Annotated in this window: 20 protein-coding genes; 12 read left to right on the top strand and 8 right to left on the bottom strand. The window is 54.7% G+C overall.

The window, feature by feature from the left end; all coding sequences use genetic code 11:
- Window positions 1-4 precede the first annotated feature (4 nt).
- Window positions 5-1,579: an AMP nucleosidase gene (locus M2403_RS17505; protein WP_255533945.1), complete on the top strand. Its 1,575-nt coding sequence runs from the start codon at window positions 5-7 to the stop codon at window positions 1,577-1,579.
- Between the two features lie 114 nt (window positions 1,580-1,693).
- Complete coding sequence (locus M2403_RS17500) at window positions 1,694-3,124, top strand: EmmdR/YeeO family multidrug/toxin efflux MATE transporter (protein WP_165058014.1); 1,431 nt, start codon at window positions 1,694-1,696, stop codon at window positions 3,122-3,124.
- 9 nt (window positions 3,125-3,133) lie between these two features.
- On the opposite strand, the gene M2403_RS17495 is transcribed toward M2403_RS17500, so the two are convergent.
- Together M2403_RS17495 and M2403_RS17490 are read right to left on the bottom strand one after the other, a co-directional pair.
- Window positions 3,134-3,820 carry a response regulator gene (locus tag M2403_RS17495; protein ID WP_259230396.1) on the bottom strand — a complete coding sequence of 229 codons (687 nt, stop codon included), beginning with the start codon at window positions 3,818-3,820 and terminating at the stop codon, window positions 3,134-3,136.
- 3 nt (window positions 3,821-3,823) lie between these two features.
- Window positions 3,824-5,452 (bottom strand): sensor histidine kinase, encoded by a 1,629-nt coding sequence (locus tag M2403_RS17490; protein WP_152326849.1) that lies wholly within the window; start codon window positions 5,450-5,452, stop codon window positions 3,824-3,826.
- A 375-nt stretch (window positions 5,453-5,827) separates the two neighbouring features.
- Here M2403_RS17490 and M2403_RS17485 point away from each other — a divergent pair, with 375 nt between their 5' ends.
- The 9 genes from M2403_RS17485 (at window position 5,828) to M2403_RS17445 (ending at window position 13,921) form a co-directional block, all read left to right on the top strand.
- Entirely contained in the window at window positions 5,828-7,192 is a 1,365-nt protein-coding gene (locus tag M2403_RS17485; protein ID WP_165058018.1) for a 2-hydroxycarboxylate transporter family protein, read from the top strand.
- 58 nt (window positions 7,193-7,250) lie between these two features.
- On the top strand, window positions 7,251-8,120 hold the full coding sequence (locus M2403_RS17480) for a fumarylacetoacetate hydrolase family protein (protein ID WP_259230293.1): 870 nt from the start codon (window positions 7,251-7,253) through the stop codon (window positions 8,118-8,120).
- Between the two features lie 73 nt (window positions 8,121-8,193).
- Window positions 8,194-9,288, top strand: a complete 1,095-nt coding sequence (gene citC / locus M2403_RS17475) for a [citrate (pro-3S)-lyase] ligase (RefSeq protein WP_259230292.1) — start codon at window positions 8,194-8,196, stop codon at window positions 9,286-9,288.
- A gap of 15 nt (window positions 9,289-9,303) precedes the next feature.
- Window positions 9,304-9,594 carry a citrate lyase acyl carrier protein gene (citD, locus tag M2403_RS17470; protein ID WP_104921538.1) on the top strand — a complete coding sequence of 97 codons (291 nt, stop codon included), beginning with the start codon at window positions 9,304-9,306 and terminating at the stop codon, window positions 9,592-9,594.
- On the top strand, window positions 9,591-10,466 hold the full coding sequence (gene citE, locus M2403_RS17465; RefSeq protein WP_259230290.1) for a citrate (pro-3S)-lyase subunit beta: 876 nt from the start codon (window positions 9,591-9,593) through the stop codon (window positions 10,464-10,466). Before citD ends, citE begins: the two co-directional genes overlap by 4 nt.
- A gap of 30 nt (window positions 10,467-10,496) precedes the next feature.
- A complete protein-coding gene (citF, locus tag M2403_RS17460) occupies window positions 10,497-12,023 on the top strand; it encodes a citrate lyase subunit alpha (RefSeq protein ID WP_259230289.1) in 1,527 nt (508 codons plus the stop codon).
- The gene (gene citX / locus M2403_RS17455) at window positions 12,023-12,562 is read left to right on the top strand and encodes a citrate lyase holo-[acyl-carrier protein] synthase (protein WP_259230394.1); all 540 of its coding nucleotides are present in this window, start codon (window positions 12,023-12,025) and stop codon (window positions 12,560-12,562) included. Before citF ends, citX begins: the two co-directional genes overlap by 1 nt.
- A complete protein-coding gene (gene citG, locus M2403_RS17450; protein ID WP_259230287.1) occupies window positions 12,540-13,379 on the top strand; it encodes a triphosphoribosyl-dephospho-CoA synthase CitG in 840 nt (279 codons plus the stop codon). The genes citX and citG overlap by 23 nt, the downstream gene beginning before the upstream one ends.
- Window positions 13,376-13,921, top strand: coding sequence for an alpha/beta hydrolase (locus M2403_RS17445; RefSeq protein WP_259230285.1), 546 nt, complete (start codon window positions 13,376-13,378; stop codon window positions 13,919-13,921). Before citG ends, M2403_RS17445 begins: the two co-directional genes overlap by 4 nt.
- Window positions 13,922-13,929: 8 nt before the next feature.
- Here the strand turns inward: M2403_RS17445 and M2403_RS17440 are convergent, their stop codons facing one another.
- Window positions 13,930-14,406, bottom strand: coding sequence for a DUF805 domain-containing protein (locus M2403_RS17440; protein WP_152326840.1), 477 nt, complete (start codon window positions 14,404-14,406; stop codon window positions 13,930-13,932).
- A 92-nt stretch (window positions 14,407-14,498) separates the two neighbouring features.
- Window positions 14,499-15,566 (bottom strand): LacI family DNA-binding transcriptional regulator, encoded by a 1,068-nt coding sequence (locus M2403_RS17435; RefSeq protein ID WP_217152279.1) that lies wholly within the window; start codon window positions 15,564-15,566, stop codon window positions 14,499-14,501.
- 277 nt (window positions 15,567-15,843) lie between these two features.
- Here M2403_RS17435 and M2403_RS17430 point away from each other — a divergent pair, with 277 nt between their 5' ends.
- The gene (locus M2403_RS17430) at window positions 15,844-17,100 is read left to right on the top strand and encodes a maltoporin (protein WP_152326838.1); all 1,257 of its coding nucleotides are present in this window, start codon (window positions 15,844-15,846) and stop codon (window positions 17,098-17,100) included.
- Between the two features lie 344 nt (window positions 17,101-17,444).
- Here M2403_RS17430 and M2403_RS17425 read toward each other — a convergent pair whose 3' ends face one another.
- The 4 genes from M2403_RS17425 to M2403_RS17410 form a co-directional block, all read right to left on the bottom strand.
- Window positions 17,445-17,762 carry a glucose PTS transporter subunit EIIB gene (locus tag M2403_RS17425; RefSeq protein ID WP_101075845.1) on the bottom strand — a complete coding sequence of 106 codons (318 nt, stop codon included), beginning with the start codon at window positions 17,760-17,762 and terminating at the stop codon, window positions 17,445-17,447.
- 74 nt (window positions 17,763-17,836) lie between these two features.
- Window positions 17,837-19,900: a beta-galactosidase gene (locus tag M2403_RS17420; protein ID WP_259230281.1), complete on the bottom strand. Its 2,064-nt coding sequence runs from the start codon at window positions 19,898-19,900 to the stop codon at window positions 17,837-17,839.
- Window positions 19,901-19,963: 63 nt separating this feature from the next.
- Window positions 19,964-21,115 (bottom strand): arabinogalactan endo-beta-1,4-galactanase, encoded by a 1,152-nt coding sequence (locus M2403_RS17415; protein ID WP_374101273.1) that lies wholly within the window; start codon window positions 21,113-21,115, stop codon window positions 19,964-19,966.
- Window positions 21,116-21,179: 64 nt separating this feature from the next.
- The gene (locus tag M2403_RS17410; RefSeq protein ID WP_195812667.1) at window positions 21,180-22,031 is read right to left on the bottom strand and encodes a sugar ABC transporter permease; all 852 of its coding nucleotides are present in this window, start codon (window positions 22,029-22,031) and stop codon (window positions 21,180-21,182) included.
- Window positions 22,032-22,042 lie beyond the last annotated feature (11 nt).

The raw sequence follows: 22,042 nt of genomic DNA, 5'->3' as shown, positions 1-22,042 counted from the left end.
TTTCATGCTCACTTCATGCGCTCATAAAATCATCATCCGGCCGCCGCGCTCCAATAAAACATTGGCGGCTCCGGCCAGACAAGCCATATTTAGAAAGAATGATGATGAACGAAGCACAAAGGAAAAACGTATGGATAACAAATCCCTCACCTCCGCACAGGCGATTGATAAGCTCGAGGAGATGTACAACAACTCTGTTGCCGCCCTGCGGGATGCGATTAAAGATTTCATCGTTCAGGGTAAGCTGCCGGATGTTGCGGCCAGAGCTGCCGGGCTGTTTGTTTACCCGGAATTACGCGTCAGCTGGGACGGCGTCACGCCCGCGAAAAACCCGACCCGCGCCTATGGACGTTTTTCACATCCCGGGCGTTATGCCAATACCATCACCCATCCCGAACTGTTCCGCGATTACCTGCTGGAACAGCTTTCCCTGCTCGAAGAAGAATATGACGCGCTGATTGAAGTCGTGCCGTCACAACAGGAAATCCCCTATTCCTACGTGATCGACGGTTCAGATCTGATGCTGGATCGCTCAATGAGCGCCGGGCTGGCAAAACATTTCCCGACCACCGAACTTTCGCAGATTGGCGATGAAACCGCGGACGGCCTGCAGTATCCCGGCGATACTTTCCCGCTTTCGCATTTTAATGCGCTGCGCGCCGACTTCTCGCTGGCTCGTCTGCGCCATTACACGGGCACGCTGATCGAGCATTTCCAGCCTTATGTGTTGTTCACCAACTACACCCGTTATGTCGATGAGTTCGTGAGCTGGGCGTGCGCGCAAATCGCCGACCCTGAAAGCCCGTATGAAGCGCTGGCTTGCGCAGGCAGCGTATTTATCACCGCTGAGACGCAAAACCCGGAGCAGGCCGTTTCTGATCTGGCGTGGAAAAAACACCAGATGCCCGCCTATCACCTGATTGCCCGCGACGGTGCAGGCATTACGCTGGTCAATATTGGCGTTGGCCCGGCGAATGCCAAAACCATCTGCGACCACCTTGCCGTACTGCGTCCACACGTCTGGCTGATGATTGGTCACTGCGGCGGGCTGCGCGAAACGCAGTCTATCGGCGACTACGTGCTGGCACACGCTTATTTGCGTGACGACCATGTTCTCGACGCCGTGTTACCGCCGGACATTCCGATCCCAAGCATCGCCGAAGTGCAGCGCGCGCTGTATGACGCCACAAAAATGATGAGCGGCATGCCGGGCGAAGAAGTCAAACAACGTCTGCGTACCGGCACCGTGGTGACGACCGACGACCGGAACTGGGAACTGCGTTATGCGGCGTCTGCGCTGCGGTTTAACCTCAGCCGCGCCGTGGCCGTTGATATGGAAAGCGCCACCATTGCCGCGCAAGGCTACCGCTTCCGTGTGCCATACGGCACGTTGTTGTGCGTTTCTGATAAGCCTTTGCACGGCGAAATCAAGCTGCCGGGACAGGCTAATAAATTTTACGAAGGCGCTATCTCGGAACATCTGCAAATCGGCATCTGCGCCATCGACCTGCTGCGCGCCGAGGGCGATCATCTGCATTCACGCAAATTACGTACCTTTAACGAACCGCCTTTCCGTTAATTCTTTTTTAACAATTTAATTAGAGCTTTGGATGAAAAAGACTTTGCATAATGCGAAGTCTTTTACCATCATAAATTAAAACGCTGTTCTACTTTCTGCCACCCTGGAATTCTCTTGCAAAACGTCATCGTCTCTTTGCGCAAAGCCATCGAGCGCACGCCCTGGTATCCGAAACGGCGTTCATACCGTACGTTGTTCTGGCGTGAAATAACGCCCCTCGCAGTACCAATTTTCTTTGAGAATGCCTGCGTTCTGTTAATGGGCGTGTTGAGCACGTTCCTCGTCAGCTGGCTGGGTAAAGAAGCGATGGCTGGTGTCGGGCTGGCCGACAGTTTTAACATGGTGGTCATCTCTTTCTTCGCCGCGGTCGATCTGGGAACCACCGTTGTCGTTGCATTCAGCCTGGGCAAACTTGACCACGAACGCGCCCGCGCGGCCGCCCGCCAGTCACTGGCGATCATGACCGTTTTCGCCGTGCTTCTGGCGGTGCTGCTTCAGTTTTCCGGGCATGTCATTATCGACATGATTGCCGGTAACGCTGAACCTGAAGTGAAAGAAATGGCACTTTCTTATCTTCAGATGAGCAGCTGGAGTTATCCGGCCGCTGCCATTGCGCTGATCGGTTCCGGTGCCCTGCGCGGTGCCGGTAATACCAAGATCCCGATGCTGCTCAACGGCGGCATGAACATCCTCAATCTGGTCATCAGCAGCGTGCTCATTTACGGCTGCTTCGGCTGGCAGGGTTTCGGCTTTATCGGTGCCGGTCTGGGGCTGACGATTTCCCGTTATATCGGTGCCGTGGCGGTCATTTTTGTCCTGATGATCGGCTTTAACCCGTCGCTGAAAATCTCCCTCAAAAGTTACTTTCTGCCACTCAATACCAACATTCTGCGCGAAGTGCTGGGCATCGGTATTCCGGCCAGTATTGAATCCGTACTGTTCAACGGCGGCAAATTACTGACGCAGGTGTTTGTGGCGGGCATGGGCACCAACGTGATTGCCGGTAACTTCATCGCCTTCTCGATTGCCGCCCTGATTAACCTGCCGGGGAACGCCTTAGGGTCGGCCTCAACTATTATTGTCGGCACCCGTCTGGGCAAAGGGCAAATCGCCCAGTCCGAACGCCAGCTGCGGCATATTTTCTGGCTATCGACTTTCGGGCTTTGCGTGCTGGCCTTTATGTCTGTGCCGTTCGCCGGGCTTCTGGCGCGGTTCTACACCAATGAACAGGACGTTATCGACGTCGTAAAAATCCTGATCTGGCTGAACGCCGCCTTTATGCCATTCTGGGCCGCCTCCTGGGTGTTGCCTGCCGGGCTGAAAGGCGCGCGCGATGCCCGTTTCACCATGTACGTTTCCATGGTAGGCATGTGGGGCTGTCGCATCGTAGTGGGCTACTTCCTCGGTATCGTGCTTAATTTCGGCGTCGTGGGTATCTGGCTCGGGATGTTCCTCGACTGGATCGTACGCGGTATCTTTTTCTACTGGCGTATGGCGAGCGGCCGCTGGTTGTGGAAATACCCGAGAGAGAAAAAAACGCAATAAAGCCCTGCGTTACGCCCGCCGGTACATCCGGCGGGGATGCCCGATTTTTCCGTACAGCATCTCCACCCGCAAATCCCCTTTCTGAACGCAATGCTCAAGATACCGGCGGGCGGTGGTTTTGCTTAACTTCGTTTCACTGACCACTTCATCGACCGAATAACAGCGCCCGGCATCCTGTATAAAAATCGCTTCCACCAGATTCAGCGTGTTCTCTTCGATGCCTTTGTTTCCGGCCTTGGGCGTGAAGTCTTTGGCCTGTAGCTGATAGAGACTGTCGACGTTTTGCTGATCGACCACTTTCCACGCCCGCTGCGTCTGGCTGAACTGAATGAACCGTTCCAGCGATTGTTGCAGACGGTTCCAGGACACCGGTTTGAGGATGTAATCAAACGCGCCAGAACGAATCGCCTGACTGCACGTGTTCATGTCGCTGGCCGCCGTAATAAAAATCACCGAGCAATTCGTTTTCTTCAGCACATCATTTTCAAGCAGGGAAATCCCCTGTCCGTCCGGCAAATAGTTATCCAGCAGCAACAGCTGCGGCCGCTTTTCCTCAATCAGCCTCTTCGCTTCCCGCAGCGTGGAGGCCATCCCCACCAGCCGCAGCCAGCGGTGATTATCGATAAGCTCGGCGTAAAGCTGCGCCAGCTGGTTTTCATCTTCCACAATCATTACGTCAATCATTTCAGCTTGAATCATTTATGCTTTTCCCGTTGTTCCGGTTGAATGGACCGGCAGCCCGTCAGGTATGAAGACAGAGAAAACAGAACCTGTCGGGGAGTTATCAGAAACTTCAATGGTGCCACCCGCGTGGCTGACATAGCTGGCAACCAGATGCAGCCCCAGCCCGTGATCACCTTCCCGTTTGGACGTCACACCGAGCGAGAAAATCTGCTCGCGCCGCTCCGGTGCAATACCGACGCCCTGATCGGCGACTTCGATCACCAGATCCGCGCGGGTGGAAACGATATATACCTCAACCGGCCCGGCATTTTCGCCGCGCAGCAGGGTGGCTTCGATGGCGTTATCCAGCAGGTTACCGATAACCGACATCAGCTCTGTTTCACTCAGCATCGGAGGCAAATGCGTTAATTCACACGCCGGATCGAAGGCCAGTTCTACGCCCTTTTCACGCGCACGCGCATATTTCCCCAGCAGCAATCCGCACAGTCTGGGCGAACAAAACCGCGCCGAGACAAAATCCAGCAGTTCCTGCGCACTTTCCGATTGCGCTTCGATATACCGGATCGCCTCATCGTAACGACCCATGTGCAACAGTCCAGCCAGCGTTGCCGTCCAGTTCAGCTGCTCATGGCGCATCACCCGCAGGTTATCGGCGTAGCGCTGCACCTGACTGAGCTGAATGCTCAGGCGATCGATGTCGCTGCAATCCCGGAAGGTAATCACCCAGCCCTGAAGCTGGTCTTCCAGCATGATCCGCACACGGCTGGCGACCACTGTCAGGTTGTTGAACAGGCAGATTTCATCGTGAATATCTTTCTCCAGCATGACCTGACGATCAAAAAAGCTGACCGGCACAATCACCTCTTCCAGCGGTTTTCCGCGCAGTTCCCGCGAGGGTGTGTCCAGATTCAGCAGTTTTTTCGCCGCCTGATTAATCACGGCAATACGCGACTGCCCGTCAATGGCGATCACGCCTTCATAAATGGATTCCATCAGCGCTTTTTGCTGACGAACCAGCAGACCGATTTCTCGTGGCTCCAGCGAAAACATCTGCTTTTTAATCGAGCGCGAGAAAAACCACGAGAAGGTAAACAGCGCCAGCAGGAGCGTCGCGGCGGCCACCAGAATACGGATGGCTTTCTCGACGGTCAGCGTATTAATGTGGCTGGTCAGATATCCCACAGAGACGATGCCGATGACGTGGCCCTGCGCATTTAAAATCGGCGCTTTGCTGCGCAGCGACAGGCCGATACCGCCGAGGCGCACAGTGGTGCTGCTTTTACCCGCCAGCACATCGACGTTGTCGTCGCCGACCAGCGCCTTACCCACGCGATCGGCATAAATGGAATGGAAAAGATGCATCGCTTTTCCGTCACCAATCACCATATAACTCGCGTCACTGTGCGCGGATATATTCCTCATCAGTCTGTTAATTGCAGAAACATCCTTATTTTCCACTGCGGTAATTAACGACGGTATAAGTGCAATTTCTTCTGCCTGTACTTTTGCACGCACACCCATATCTTCATATAACTGACGTTCAATATCGTGATAGTAATAAACACCCACTATTGAAAACAGCGTGACGAATAAAACCACAAGATAAATAAAAAGCTTTATCTGGAAAGAGGGTCGAAACTGCATCGTGGCATCCGTTATAAAGAGCGCTGAGATAATTATTAACAGTGACGGCACTTTATCATCCGGGGCTATTTCTGTCAGATGGGAAAATCAAAGTTGCGAGGCACGCCGCAGAACAACCGCAGGCGCAGCAAGCTCCCTGCGGCTGATAGCAAAGTTCACAACAGTTATTTCACCATAAATTAACAGTAATATTATAATTACAAATAACACCATAAAAACCACAGAAAAACATATTAAGCAAAACCCTAAGAATTAATTAAAACCATAAAAACCTTTCACTCCTTTAAAATATCGGTGTTAACTTGCGGGACTTCACATAATACCGGTTATTATCTCTCTTACACTCCCTGCACAAATTGACACAGGGGATTCATCATGAGTACAACCGACGACACTTATTCTGTTCCCGCAGGTTCAGTGCCTGCAAAACAGCTCTCATTAAAAGATAAATGGTGGCACATTCTCGACACCTGGAAAATTGGCATTATTCCTTTACCACTGTTTGTGATGGCCGGTGTGCTGATTGCCATCGACTGTCTGGACGGCAAACTGCCGAGCGATATCGTGGTGATGGTGGCGACGTTAGCGTTCTTCGGGTTTGCCTGCGGCGAGTTCGGTAAACGTCTGCCGTTCATCGGCAAAATGGGCGCCGCGGCGATTTGCGCGACCTTCATTCCCTCCGCCCTGGTGTATTACGGCCTGCTGCCGGACGTCGTGGTCGAATCCACCACGAAATTCTACAAAAGCACCAACATCCTTTATCTCTACATCTGCTGCATTATTGTCGGCAGCATCATGAGCATGGATCGCAAAGTGCTCATTCAGGGCTTCATGCGTATTTTCTTCCCGATGTTGTGCGGTGAAGTGGTCGGCATGCTGGTCGGGATGGGCGTGGGTCTGGCACTGGGCATGGAACCTTTCCAGATCTTCTTCTTCCTGATCCTGCCGATTATGGCCGGGGGTGTAGGTGAAGGCGCGATCCCGCTGTCTATCGGCTACGCCACGTTGCTGCATATGGATCAGGGCGTGGCGCTGGGCCGCATTCTGCCTATCGTGATGCTCGGTGGCCTGACCGCCATTGTTATCTCGGGCTCACTCAATCAGCTCGGTAAACGTTATCCGCATCTTACCGGCGAAGGCCAGCTGATGCCTTCCGCCAAAAATGCCACCGCAGATAAAAGCGCGCTGTCGGCAACCAGCGGTAAAACCGATGTCACCACCATTGCCGCAGGCGCCCTGCTGGCGGTTCTGCTGTACATGGTCGGCATGCTGTTACACAAACTGATTGGCCTGCCTGCCCCGGTCGGCATGTTGTTTGCCGCGGTCGCGCTCAAGCTGGCGCACGGCGTCTCACCTCGCCTGCTTGAAGGTTCGCAGGTGGTGTACAAATTCTTCCAGACCTCCGTGACCTACCCGATTCTGTTTGCCGTGGGCGTGGCTATCACACCGTGGAACGAACTGGTCGCCGCGTTCACTATTTCAAATCTGCTGGTCATCGTCAGCACCGTCGCCGCGCTGGTTGCCACCGGCTTCTTCGTGGGCAAGAAAATCGGTATGCACCCGATTGATGTCGCCATCGTGTCCTGCTGCCAGAGCGGTCAGGGCGGCACCGGTGACGTCGCCATTCTGACGGCGGGCAACCGTATGCAACTGATGCCTTTCGCACAAATCGCGACCCGCATCGGCGGCGCGATCAACGTTTCGGTAGCACTGCTGATTCTGGGGAATTTCCTGGTCTGACAGCGTTATCCGGCAAGCACGATTGTGATTTTTGATTGATTCAATTCAGGACATATTTATGAAACTAGCAAGTTATCTCTATCAGGGGCGCAAGTCCTACGGCATCGCAACGCAGAGCGGCATGATCGACCTTGGCCGCTTTCTCGGCCAGCGTTATCCCGACCTCAAGGCTCTGCTGGCGGGCGACGCACTGTCACAGGCGCAGGAACTGGCCAGCCGACCGGCAGATCTGAGCTTTGACGACCTGACGTTTTTGCCGGTCATTCAGAATCCGGAAAAAATTCTCTGCGTCGGCATGAATTACGCTGAAAAACGCAAAGAGTTCGATCAGCACAATCCGGCACCGACGCTGTTTGTCCGCTTTGCTGACTCACAAACCGGCCACGCCTCCCCGATCATCAAACCCAGCCGTTCGGTTGAGTTTGATTACGAAGGCGAACTGGCCGTCATCATCGGGTCAGCGGGCGAAAATATTTCCCGCGAAGACGCCCTTTCCCACGTTGCCGGTTACAGCTGTTACATGGACGGTTCCGCCCGCGACTGGCAGCACACCTGGTTTACCGCCGGTAAAAACTGGCGGCAGACCGGTGCCTTTGGCCCGTGGATGACCACGGCGGATGAAATTCCTGATCCGCATGCGCTGGCAATCCGCACCTGGCTGAACGGCAATATGGTTCAGGACGACAACACCCGCAGCATGATCCACAAGGTTGCCGAGCTGATTGAGTACATCAGTACCTTTACCTCACTGAGCGCAGGCGACGTGATCATCACCGGTTCTCCGGGCGGCGTGGGCAAGAAACGCGTACCGCCGCTGTTTATGAAGCCCGGCGACCGCATTGAAGTGGAAATCGAAAAAATCGGTCATCTCAGCAACGTCATTGTTGCCGCGGACCGTCAGGTGAGCCATGCACCTGCCGCCCATTAACGTGTTAAACGCCGGGCTTCGTGCCCGGCATGCTCCGTTTTATTTGAACAATACCCGATATCAGGAATGCATTATGTTCAGCCGTGACGAACCCGACTTTCACGTCATCACCACCAGCCAGGCACCTCAGGGCTTGCTGGCCGATATCCGCGCCCTGCTGCATCAAAGCCAGCTGGGCATGGATGATGATATCGAGTATTTCGTGGTGGCCCTTTCCGGCAGACGGCTGATCGGATGTGCAGGTCTGGTCAGTAACACCATCAAGTGCGTGGCAGTGACGGCAGACTGGCGCGGCGAAAATCTCAGCGCCAGATTGCTCAGTGAAGTCGAAAACTTTGCGGTTCAGCGCGGCAAACTCCATCTGTTTCTCTACACCCGTCCAGGCAATCTGGAACGCTTTCGCGGTTGCGGATTTTATCCGCTGGTGCAGTGGGACAACGTCGCGGTGCTGATGGAAAACACGCCGGTCGGCATCAGCCAATATTGCCGCGCCCTGAAGCGCCATTATCACGAAGGCCAGCGCGTTGGCGCGGTAGTGATGAATGCCAATCCGTTTACGCTCGGCCATCGTTATCTGGCGGAACAGGCGGCGGCGACGTGCGACTGGCTGCACGTGTTTGTGGTCAGCGAAGACGTGTCGTATTTCCCGTTTCAGGAACGGCTGGAAATGGTGCGTCAGGGCGTCGCCGATTTACCGAATGTTACGGTTCACGCCGGTTCTGAATACATGATTTCACGCGCCACGTTTCCCGGTTATTTCCTTAAAGATGCCGGGCTGGTGAACCAGACCTGGAGCGTGATGGATCTGCTGATTTTCCGCCAGTACATTGCCCCGGCGCTGGGCATAACGCATCGTTTTGTCGGCAGCGAGCCCTTCTGCCCGGTCACGCATCAGTACAACTGCGACATGCACGACTGGCTGGAAACGCCCTCACGTTCGGCCTCAAAACCGCTGACCGTTATTGAACTGCCGCGTAAACGCCATGCCGGTGGCATCGCGATTTCAGCCTCTGAAGTCCGCGCATTGCTGAAAACCTGTCAGTTACCGCGCATCCGCGACATTGTTCCGCCCAGCACGTATACGCATCTTGAACACCATTATTGCGCTGAGGCGCCCGCCGAAACAGCGCGCAGCGATGAACTTATTATTTCTACCACTCTTTGTTAAAGCAGGAAAAAACGAATGAAAATTGTGAAGGAGGCGCTGGCAGGTACGGTTGAATCCAGCGATTTGCTGGTAAAAATCGCCCCGGCCAGCGAGCTGAGCGTGGTGATCAACAGCGAAGTAATCAAGCAGTTTGGCGACCAGATCCGCCGCGTTGTGAACGAAACGCTGGAAGCCCTTGGCGTGAAAGAAGGCTTACTGATTATTGAAGATAAAGGCGCGCTCGATTGCGTTATCCGCGCCCGCGTGCAAAGCGCGGTACTGCGTGCAGCACAGGAAGAAAATATTCACTGGGAGACGTTACGATGAAAAAACTCCGCCGCAGCATGCTGTTCCTGCCGGGGGCCAGTGCCGCCATGTTATCCACGGCATTTATCTATCGTCCTGATTCCATCATGTTTGATCTGGAAGACGCGGTTTCCCTGCGCGAAAAAGATACCGCCCGCATTCTGGTGTTCCACGCCCTGCAACACCCGATGTACAAGGATATCGAAACCGTCGTGCGCATTAATCAGCTCAGCACGCCGTTTGGTTTGAAGGACCTGGAAGCCGTGGTACGCGCCGGTGTGGACGTGGTTCGTCTGCCGAAAACCGATATGCCGGAAGATATTTTCGAGCTGGAAGCGCACATCGAACGCATCGAAAAAGACTGCGGGCGTGAAGTCGGTTCCACCAAAGTCATGGCCGCCATCGAATCGGCTATTGGCGTCATCAACGCCGTCGCCATTGCCCGCTGTTCGCCGCGTCTGATTGGCATCGCGCTGGCCGCTTTCGACTATGTGATGGACATGCAAACTGAGCGCGGTGACGGCACTGAGCTGTTCTACGCCCGTTGCGCCGTGCTGCACGCCGCGCGCGCCGCCGGTATCGACGCCTTTGATGTGGTGTATTCCGATATCAACGATGAAGCCGGTTTCCTGCGTGAAGTCGAGCTTATCCGCAAAATGGGTTTCAACGGCAAATCCCTGATTAACCCGCGCCAGATTGAGTTGCTGCACAACGCTTACGCGCCGACGCAGGAAGACGTGGATTACGCGCGTCGCGTTATCGCCGCCGCAGAAGAAGGCGAGCGCAAAGGCCTCGGCGTAATTTCGCTCAACGGCAAGATGATCGATGGCCCGATCATCAACCACGCACAAGTGGTGCTTGAACGCGCCAGCGCCTCCGGCGTGCGTCGCTAGCCCTCAATTTTGCACAGGAATATGAAGAGAATGAGCCATTTAACAGAAATGTTGCACAGCCAATATCCCGGCATGAAGCATCTGGTTGCTTTCGACGGTGCACACCGCACCACGCCGTATCTTTCTGATCCCGATGCCCGTCTGCATCGTAAATTATGTGATTCGCTGGAACAGGCGATCACCCGCAGCGGGCTGAAAGACGGCATGACTATCTCCTTCCACCACGCTTTTCGCGAAGGCGATCAGGTGATTAATAATGTCGTCGGCACGCTGGCGCGTCTGGGTTTCAAAAATCTGACGCTGGCGTCCAGTTCCCTGATGACCTGCAACGACGCGCTGATCGAACACATTCGCAACGGCGTGATCACCCGCATTTATACCTCGGGGATGCGCGGCAAACTGGCCGATGCCATTTCGCACGGCCTGATGGAGGAACCGGTCCAGATCCACTCTCACGGTGGCCGGGTCAAACTTTTGCAGGACGGCGAGCTGAATATTGACGTCGCCTTTTTAGGCGTTCCTTGCAGTGATGAATTCGGTAATGCCAACGGTACGCACGGCAAATCCTGCTGCGGTTCGCTGGGCTATGCGATGGTGGATGCGCAGTTCGCCAAAACCGTCGTGCTGCTGACCGAAGAACTGGTGCCCTTCCCTAACATGCCCGCCAGCCTGGTGCAGGATCAGGTGGATTACATCGTGAAAGTCGATCAGGTCGGCGACCCGGCGAAAATCAGCGTGGGCGCAGCTCGCGTCACCAGTAACCCGCGCGAGCTGATGATTGCCCGCACGGCAGCTGAAGTCATTGAATATTCTGGCTATTTCAAATCCGGCTTTTCAATGCAAACCGGTTCCGGCGCGGCGGCAACGGCCTGTACCCGTTTCATGGAAGAAAAGATGGAACGTAACCAGATCACCGCGCGTTTTGCCCTCGGCGGCATCACCGGCAGTCTGGTGGATTTGCACGAAAAAGGATTGATCGAAACGCTGCTGGATACGCAATGCTTCGACGGTCAGGCCGCGTCATCGCTGGGCCGCAATCCGCAGCACATTGAAATTTCCACCAATGTTTACGCCAATCCGGGTGCCAAAGCCGCAAGCTGCGATCAGCTGGATATCGTCATTCTGAGCGCACTGGAGATCGACACCGATTTTAATGTGAACGTGATTACCGGTTCCGACGGCGTGATGCGCGGCGCATCGGGCGGCCATTGCGACGTCGCCAGCGCCGCCAACCTGACGATTGTGGTCGCGCCACTTCTGCGCAGCCGCATTCCGACCGTCGTGCGCCGTGTCACAACCCGCGTCACACCGGGCGAAAGCATCGATGTGCTGGTCACTGACCATGGGATCGCCGTCAATCCGGCACGCCCTGAAATCCGCCAGCGGCTCGAAGAAGCCGGCATGAAAATCATGGATATCGAAACGTTGTATCAGCGTGCCATTTCCCTGACCGGCGAACCGAAGCCGATTGAGTTTACGCAGCGCGTCGTGGGCGTGATCCGTTACCGCGACGGCAGCGTGATTGACGTCGTTCATCAGGTCAAAGAGGACGCATGATGACGATTTTGACGCCTGCGAATGCAGGCGTCAGTCTGGAGGATTTGCTGGCGGCAAAGGAACAGCGTGCGCAGCGGCAAACCGACTGGCTGACACAATTCCCACACACCCTGATTTCTCTCACGCTGGTTACGCCCGGCGCGGTGAAAGATAGCGTGAGTTATCGCCAGGTTATGCGCGAAGCGCTGGGCGCGGCGGAAAAACTGCTGTCACAACGTGGCTGGGCGGTGCTGAAACACGCAGTATTCTGGTTGCCGACCGGCGCGGAAGCGTTCTGGAGCATTGAGCACCCGGCGCCGGAAGTGAAAGCGGCTACCGTCGCGCTTGAGCAATCACATGCGCTTGGGCGTTTATGGGATTTCGATGTGATCTGCCCCGAGGCTGGCGTTGTAGGCCGCCGGTCGCTGGATAATGCCAGCCGCCGGTGTCTTATCTGTGACGGCCCCGCCCACGCCTGCGCGCGTTCGCGTCGGCATCCGTTGCCCGACGTGATCGCCAAAGTGGAGGCGCTGATTGATGGCTGGCATCGCACTCATTGAGCCGCAGGTTTGTACCGACATCGCCACCCTGGCGGCCGACGCGCTCCGCCAGGAAGTCTGGCTGACGCCTAAACCCGGTCTGGTGGACAGCGCCAATAACGGTTCACACAGTGACATGGATTTGCCGATGTTTTTGCGCAGCATCGGTGCGATTACGCCGTGGTTGCATCAGTTTTACCGGCTCGGCCAGCAGGATACCGCGCAACCGGCCACGGCAATGCTGATGCGGATCCGCCCTGCCGGCCTGGCCTGTGAGCAGGCGATGTTCGGCGCAACAAACGGCATTAATACGCACAAAGGCGGCATTTTTTCTTTGGGAATTTTGTGTACGGCGGCAGGCCGGATCAGCGCCCGTCAGCAACTGCTGACCCGCACGGCGTTATGCGCCGAAGTGGCCGCGCTCACGCAAGGGCTGGTGGAACGGGAATTACAACATTGCCGCCAGCCGGTGACCGCAGGAGAACGGTTGTTTCAGGCGCACGGCATGACCGGCGCGCGCGGCGAAGTGCAGAGCGGATTCGTGACGTTGCGTCGCCATGTTTTGCCTTACTGGCAGACAGAAACCCAGCCTGAACGCCGTGGTCTGAACGCCCTGCTGCGTCTGATGGCGTTTAACCCGGATACGAATCTGGTATCCCGCGGCGGGCTGAGCGGGCTGCATTTTGTTCAGGATTATGCCCGCAAGTTGCTGAAAAGCGGCTGGCAAAAAGAGGATTTACAGGAGATGGATCAGGCGCTGATTTCCCGGCATCTCAGCCCCGGCGGCAGTGCCGATTTGCTGGCAATCGCGACCGTACTGATGGCTTTCCCGCAATGAATGAGAATTCAAACATCACGCGGATGCTGGTTCCCGGTTTACGCGACAGCGAAGCCGGACACTGGCAAAGCCGCTGGCATGATCAAAATCCGCAGTGGCTGCGGGTGAAACAGCGCAACTGGGCGCAGGTGGATCTCGAAGGTTGGATCACCGCTATCGACCGCGAGCAGAAGCTGGCGAAAAACCCGTTGCTGCTGATTGGCCACAGCTTTGGCGCGCTCGCCAGTCTGGTGTGGGCGAACCGCAATCCGCCGCTTTGCGCAGGTGTGATGCTGGTCGCCCCCGCAGAACCGATGCGTTTTGGTCTGGACGATGACATTTTACCTGAGCCGCTGGCGGTTCCCGGTCTGCTGGTCGCCAGCCATACGGATCCGTTATTGCCTTTTACCCGCGCACAGTTCTGGGCGCAGGCATGGGGCTGCGAGCTGGTGGATATCGGCGAGGCCGGGCATATCAATGTGGAATCGGGTTTCGGAGAATGGCCGTGGGGGCAGGCAAAACTGGAAGAGTTTGCCGCGCGACTGGCGGCAAACTCCCGTTGAAAACAGGCTTAACGGACGATGCGGTTATCTGCTTCCGGTGACGGTTTGGATTTCACGCAGCACAGGTAAATCATCACGAGCAGCGGGATCCAGCCGAGCACGATACCCAGCGTAATTTTCATCCAGACATAGGTTTCCGGTGACGCGTATTCCATCAGGATCATGTTGAGCAAACGCGACACAATACCTGCCAGATAAACACCGCCGAACCACCAGCCGGAGCGGTTGATGTCGTGCATACGGCGGATGCCGACCGCCAGGATCGGTAATGCCAGCGCCAGGGCGTAAATAGTGTAGGCCATACCGGCATAGAACACGCCGTAAGGGTTTCCCGCCAGCGCCATCACGGTCGCCACAGTCCCCGTCAGCAAAATCATCAGCAAGATATTGACCAGCGTGAACACCCAAAACTCTTTGCGGGTCGCACGCCCTTCAAACTTCACGTACCCTTTCCAGCCCCGAACAAAACACTGCCATACGGTCATTCCGTCATATCCTTTTGTTTATCGTTTGAAATTTTTCATATCTTAAACGCTATCAAAAGCATTCTGAAATCTTTATTTACATCTGCCGGACGTCACTGGCCGCGCAGCTGTCGGGCGAGTTTATCGAGCTGATCGGCGATCTGGTTAAGGTCTTTGTCCGGCTGTCCCGGCGCGCGCGTGGAATTTCGCACGACCAGTTGCGCAGGCAAAATACGCGACGTCGTATCAGGCTCCGCTGCCAGCAAAAGCCCGACGGCTTCTTTGCTTTGCAAATCGAGATCCAGAGAAACCGTGGTCAGCGCCGGATGGAAGAATGCGCTGTCGTAGGTGTCGTCGTAGCCGATAATAGAAACCTGTTGCGGGATCGCCACGTTGTGCTGATGCAGCGCGCTGATCACGCCCAGCGCCATCTGGTCATTCCCTACCAGCAGGGCCGTAAACTGCGGCGTCTCCCGCAAAATCTGCAACGCGCCGTAGTAACCGCTTTTGGCACTCCAGTCGCCGTGAACCACCGTCACCGGCTGTAATCCTTTTTCGGTCAGCGTTTTCTGCCAGCTTTCCAGACGCAGACGCGAAGACACCGACTCTTCCGGCCCGGCCAGCAAGGCAAATTCACGATGCCCCAAATCAAGCAGATATTCCACGCTGGCGCGCGAACCGTCGGCCGGATTAAAGCAAACGTTAAACACCGGGCTGGTCGGATCCACATCCAGAAACAGGCAAAGAATGTCGCGGTTGTTCTCGTAAATGCGTTCGGCTTCGGCACTTTCCAGCGGAATGTTGATGATCACGCGCTCAACCCGCTGTGATTTCAGCTCGTTAATGGAGTCCTGAATGCTCTGATTCACGTCCTCGTCAATCATTGAAATCAGTACCTGATACCCGGCCTGGTGGGCATATTTCTTCACCGAAGCGGCAATTTGCGACGGAGCGTGCAACGCCAGCGAGGTCGTCACCAGCCCTATCGTAAAACTCTGTTTTCCCACTAACTGCTGCGCCAGCCGGTTGGGTACATAACGCAGCACTTCAATCGCCTGCTCAACTTTCTGGCGCGTAGCGTCGGATACGTTGGCCGATTTGTTTAAAACACGCGAAACCGTCTGATAGGAAACACCGGCATAGCGGGCAACGTCTTCTAATGTCGAACTTTTCGATTTCATGCTTTTCCCGTTTTGCAGCCCGTGATTTTACGCAATCTCATGATAATCGAGCCAAAGTACGGGATCTCATTTAAAAGTTCAATCTGAGAACCGTTTGACTTAAAAGTTATACGTTAACATTCGTTAAATTCGTGATTTAAATCACCAGACGCTTATTTTAAACACACAACTTGTGGATCTAACTCACAATTCACACTGTGTTAAATTGATCATTATTGTTTCTGGGTATCTTATAGATTCCGTAAATGTGAACGTCATACATCAATAAGGAAAAATAATGAAACACAACTTACGTACTCTGGCTGTGGCGGTCTCTCTTGGGCTGGTGACAGGCCCCGCAGTGGCTAACGACATTGATTTTCATGGATATCTGCGTTCCGGATTGGGCGTTTCCGGCAGCGGCAGTCTGGAGCAGTTTCAGAAAAACAAAGTCGGTCGTCTGGGCAACGAAAATGACACTTACGGCGAAATCGAACTGGGCAGTGAAGTTTACAAAAAGGACGATGTGAGTTTTTACGTCGATTCCATGGTCAGCATGGTGTCAGACGGGTCCAACGATGACGAAAACACGCTCAATGATGATGCGCAATTTGGCCTGCGTCAGCTGAATCTGCAAATCAAAGGGCTGGTGCCGTGGGACAAAGATGCGGTGATCTGGGGCGGTAAACGTTATTACCAGCGCCATGATTTACATATCATCGATACCAAATACTGGAACATTTCCGGTGCAGGCGCCGGTGTGGAAAACCTGAAAATGGGCGAAGGCGCGCTGTCAGTGGCCTGGATCCGCGGCGATGCCAATGATGTGGATTACCGCGTAGACGGCGATAACGATGTCAATATTAACTACATCGACGTGCGTTATGCCGGTATCAAACCCTGGAGCGGCGCGTGGATGGAAGTCGGTGCCGACTACGCCATGCCGAACCTGACGCATGATCAGAAAGACTACGGCGGCCTGTATGACGCGGAAAATGGCGTGATGCTGACCGGAGAAATCAGCCAGGACATGTGGGGCGGCTACAACAAGCTGGTTTTACAGTACGCGAACAAAGGTCTGGCGCAGAACATGATTTCCCAGGGCGGCGGCTGGTATGACATGTGGAACTACACCAACGACGCCAGCGGTTATCGCGGCATCATCACCGGTCTTATCCCGATCACCAGCAAGTTCAGCCTCAACCATGTGCTGACTTACGGCCATGCGGAAAATATCACGGATTACACCGACACTACCGAGCTGGTTTCTCTGGTTGGCCGTGCGCAATATCAGTGGACGGATTACGTGCGCACCATCGGTGAAGTCGGTACGTTCTACCAGAAAGACGATTACAAGAATGGCACCAACTATAAGCAAGGCGGGCAGAAATATACGCTGGCGATGGGTCTGGCGGCCGGTCCTGAGTTTATGTCACGCCCGGAACTGCGCGTGTTCGCCTCTTACCTGAATGATTCAGAGCACGGCAATACGTTTGAAGATCACACCAAATCCGATACGTGGAACTTTGGTGTGCAGGTAGAAGCCTGGTGGTAAATTTCCTTCGTTCCTGAAGCTGCAACTGCGTTAGCTGCGTTTGCTCACCCGAATCACTGACATCAGTCAGCTCATCGGGATTCGCTCACTTGCCGCCTTGCTGCAACTCCAATAACTTTGGAAATAGTTATAGTCGTTAATTAAAACAGTAATCCTCATTGTAATAAACGCTCAGGGTTTAACGCATTTTCTCTTGTAGGGGATCGTGACGTTTTTGTACCCGCACAGCAGCATCATTATTTAAAATAAAGCAGTAAACAATTAAGGCAGCCTTGTGTCGGGCTGCCTTTATTTATTTCAATGTTCTTCTTTTATTTAATACGCCAAATTAAAACCAGACCCGATTACTGACTTTTTAAGCCAAATTTCTCGGTCATGAGTTTCTTCAGGCTGTCGGACTGCTTACCGAATATCGCATGGACTTCCTGCCCGATGATCACCACGCCAATCGCGCCGGTCTGCTGGATAGCACCGGAATTAACCCGCCGGAGTTCTTTCACCGTAACGCGCAGTCGTGTGATACACGCATCGACGTTAATAATATTCTCGCGTCCGCCTAACGCATCAATTAATAACGCCACGTCCGTTGACGGCGGAACGTCATCTTTAGGGTTTTTATTCTTTGCGGAAAAAACATGCATGAAATCTTTTATATTAACCATAATGAATACCCTCTTTCAGAAATGAAAAAACGTGCAGAAGGGAATATTCCCCGCTGCACGTTGGTGATTGAAAATTATCGGGAGACTTTACGCGTCAGTATCTGGCAACCGAATGCCGGTAACGTTAATTTGTGCGGCAATATTCCGCCGTGAACCATATCCTGATAATCGCCCGGCAAACTGACGGTCTGGCTGTCGCTGCAATAGTTTTGCAGGAAGATGAATTCACTTTTGCCGTCGGTACGGCGTGCGGCGGTGACACCTTCCGGCAGCGTCGTGCTGATGGCGCGCGGCAGGTTCATCTCTTTCGCCAGCGCGGTGAAAAAATCCGCCTGGAACTGTTGATCGTTGCGCGATGCCACATAATACGCCTGACCTTTGCCGTACAGATTCACGGTCACCGCAGGCGTTCCGGCGTAGAAATCATCGCCGTAAGTAGCCAGCGCTGCCGCCCCTTCGAGGTGGATCACTTCGCACAATTCGGAAACCTGATACGGCCCGTTCAGCCCCAGCGCGTTGCCTTCAATACCGCAAACGCTGTTGTGCTGTTCGTCTGTCAGGCTGTCGATTTCTTCCGCCCAGATGCCCAGCACCGGACGCAATGGACCCGGGAATCCGTTGAGGAAACACAAATCCGTTTCGTTGACGATGCCGCTCCAGTAAGTGGCGACGAAGCGCCCGCCCGCCTGCACAAAGGCGCTGATCCGCTCACCGACGCCTTCGCGCACCATGTACAACATCGGGGCGATGACTAAGTCGTAACCGTCCAGTGCGCAGTCGGCGTTGATCACGTCAACCGCAATGCCCTGCGCCCACAGTGCCTGATAATGCGCGGCCACGGTGTTTTCATAATGCAATCCGGCGTTGCGCGGCCCCATCGCATCGTCCATCGCCCAGCGGCTTTCCCAGTCAAATATGATCGCAACTTTAGCTTCCACGCGGCTGCCCGCGACCGGCGCTAAGGCCGAGAGAATAGTGCCGAGTTCCGCCACTTCGCGACCGACGCGGGTATTAATGTGCCCGACGTGATCCACCACAGCGCCGTGGAATTTCTCGGAAGAACCGCGGCTTTTGCGCCACTGGAAATACTGCACCGAATCCGCACCGTGCCCGACCGCCTGTAGCGAGGACAAAATGTGCATCCCCGGTTTTTTCAGTTTGCTGGTCGGCTGCCAGTTGGTGAAGCTCGGCGTCGATTCCATCAGCACGAACGGCTGGCCTTTTTTGAGCGTGCGCATCAGGTCGTGATACATCGCGGTGTACGCCGCCAGCCCGATATCGTCTTTGCGCGTGTGCCACATCGGGTAGCTGTCCCACGAAATGAAATCCAGCACGCTGGCGAGTTTCCAGTAATCGTAGTCGTAGAAATATTCCATGAAATTAGTGGTCGCCGGTAATGCCGGGTTTTCGGCTTTCAGCGGGTGGATCTCTTCGCTGTAAAAACGCGTGACCTGATCGGTATTAAAGCGACGCCAGTCGAGATTCAGACCATGCACCCCGCTTTCGCCCTGCGGTGACGGTGATTCGATCTGCGACCAGTCGGTGTACGTGTGGCTCCAGAAGGTGCTCCACCAGGCGGTATTCAGCGCGTCGAGGGTTTCATATCGGGCTTTTACCCAGCCACGGAACCGTTCCTGACACAAGTCACAATGGCATTCGCCGCCGTATTCGTTGGAAATATGCCAGCCGATCACCGCCGGATGATGCGCGTAACGTTTTGCCAGCGCCGTGTTCATCTGCTGCACTTTGTCGCGGTACACCGGCGAGGTCATGCAGTGGTTATGACGCCCGCCGTGCAGCGCTTTTACGCGGTCACGCCCGACGCGTAACACTTCCGGGTATTTTTGCGACATCCACGCCGGACGCGCGCCGCTTGGCGTGGCCAGAAACACCGAAATGCCGTTTTCATGCAATCTGTCCAGCACCTGATCCATCCAGTCAAAGGTATAACGTCCTTCTTCAGGTTCCAGCGCAGACCAGCTGAAAATCCCGACAGACATGACATTACAGCGCGCCTCTTTCATCATTTGGACATCGCGAATCAGTACTTCCGGGCTTTGCAGCCACTGTTCCGGGTTGTAATCCGCGCCGTGTAACAGGCCGGAAATCTTACTGCTCAGAAGAGGGTATTTCGTCATGTTAGGTCCTTACGAACTTTAAGAAATAAAACTCCCCGGCCAAATTAGCCGGGGAAAAGGAGATCAGTTGAAGACTTTAATGGAAGGAAGAACCTGACCGCCGCAGCCAAACAGCGCCTGATTTTCACGGGCATTGCCCTCTTTCCAGTGGTCGTTGATGTAGGTCATGCCCGCCGGTGTTGCCCAGCCTGCGCCGTTAACCGGGATCCACGTAGGTTCCCAGTAGAACAGGCCTTTGCCGCGATGCCCGGGCACGCTCACCAGGCTTTTGATCATGTCGCTGAGGAAATCGGCCTGCCCCTGTACGGTGCCCGGATAGCCGCCGTCTTTAGCTTCTTTGGCGGTGAAACTGTTCTCCGCGGCATCGCAGTTTTCAAGGGTGTAGCCGTAAGCCACTTCGACCACGATCACGTCTTTGTTGTAGCGTTTGCTGATGTCGTCCATGTTGGCCTGTAACGCAGAAATCGGGCCATTCCAGTAGGTATAAAACGACAGGCCGATAACGTCGTAAGGCACCTTGCGCTGGTTGATTTCATCGAACCACCAGCGGAAGGTGTCGTTCTTGGTGCCTTCGGCCAGATGCAGCATGATTTTGATGTCTGAAGGGTTTTTCTCGTCGGCCCTGACACCGGAGATCGCCGCATTCAGCAGCCCGGCCAGACGGTCAAATTCGCCGCCGCCCGCGCCCCAGCTTTTTCCTTCCGGCCACAAAATTCCGCCGTTCATTTCATTGCCGACCTGCACCATATCCGGCACAACGCCCTGCTGACGAAACTGCGCAATCACGTCACGGCTGTAATCATGAATGGCAGTTTTCAGCTGCGGATAATCCATTTTTTCCCAGGCTTTCGGCTTGAACTGTTTACCGGGATCGGTCCAGAAGTCGCTGTAGTGGAAATCGAGCAGGATTTTAAAACCCTGCGCTTTGGCGCGTTTCGCCAGTTCCAGCGTGGTCGCCAGGTCGTTGTTGCCGCCGCCGTACGGATGCCCCTGTGCATCCTTCGGATCCACCCACAGCCGCAGACGCACGTAGTTGAAACCGTTCTGTCTGAGGATCACCATCGCGTCGGTCTGTTTGTGGTTCTGGTCGTAGAACTTGCCGCCGTGTTTTTCCACGTCAATCAGCGTGGAAATATCCGCGCCCTTAATGAAATCCGCCGGGACATTGGCGACTTTTTTGATGACCACGTCCTGTGCCACACAGGAAAAAGACATCGCCAGCAGCACACAGGCCACGGCGCTTTTCGTGAAAATCTTCTGAGTAAAGAGAGTCATGTGATTATCCTTTGGTGCTGCCAGCGGTCAGGCCGGAGACGAAGTATTTTTGTAAGGCGAGATAGAAAATCGCCACCGGCACGGCAATCAGCACCGCGCCCGCTGCATACGTGGTGTAGCTCGCGCCCATTTTCTGTGCGACCAGGTTGTAGAGACCAATCGGCAGCGTGTATTTATCCGGCGTGCGCAAAATGGTGCTGGAGAGAATGAAATCGCCCAACGGCCCGGTGAAGGAAAACAGCGCAATCACCGCCAGAATCGGCTTCGACAGCGGCATAATGATCTCGATAAAAATGCGGAAATTCCCCGCGCCGTCCATGCGTGCCGATTCATCCAAATCTTTCGGGATTGCGTCCAGATACCCTTTCATCAGATAGGTGTTCATCGGGATCATGCCGCCGACGTAAATCAGCACAAGCGCCAGATGGCTGTTGATCAGGCCGAGCAGTTGTGCCAGTACGAAAATGGCGATCAGCGCCGAGAACTGCGGGATCATCTGCAATAACAGAAACAGCATCAGCCCGTCTTTGCGCCCTTTAAAGCGAAAGCGTGAGAAGGAATAGGCGGTGAAGCTGACGCAAATCAGCGTCAGCACCATGGTCAGAAAACTGATTTTCATCGAGTTCCAGTACCACGCCATGTAATTCACCTGACCGTTGAACAGGTCTTTGTAATGCTGGAAGGAGAGGTTCTCCGGAATAATCGACGTGCTGAGCAGACTGTTCCCGGCATTCAGCGACGCGCCGACGGTCCAGATCAGGGGATAAATAATAATGACCGCCACAATCAGTAACAGGAAATAACTCAGCGACAGGCGGATAAACCGGTTTCTTTTAATACTGCTGTTCTTATTCATCAGTTTGCTCC

This window comes from Rahnella sp. BIGb0603 (assembly GCF_024808755.1).
Taxonomy (GTDB): Bacteria; Pseudomonadota; Gammaproteobacteria; order Enterobacterales; family Enterobacteriaceae; genus Rahnella; species Rahnella contaminans.
Note: the sequence above shows the minus strand (reverse complement) of the source record. Positions and strands in the feature narration are given on the sequence as shown.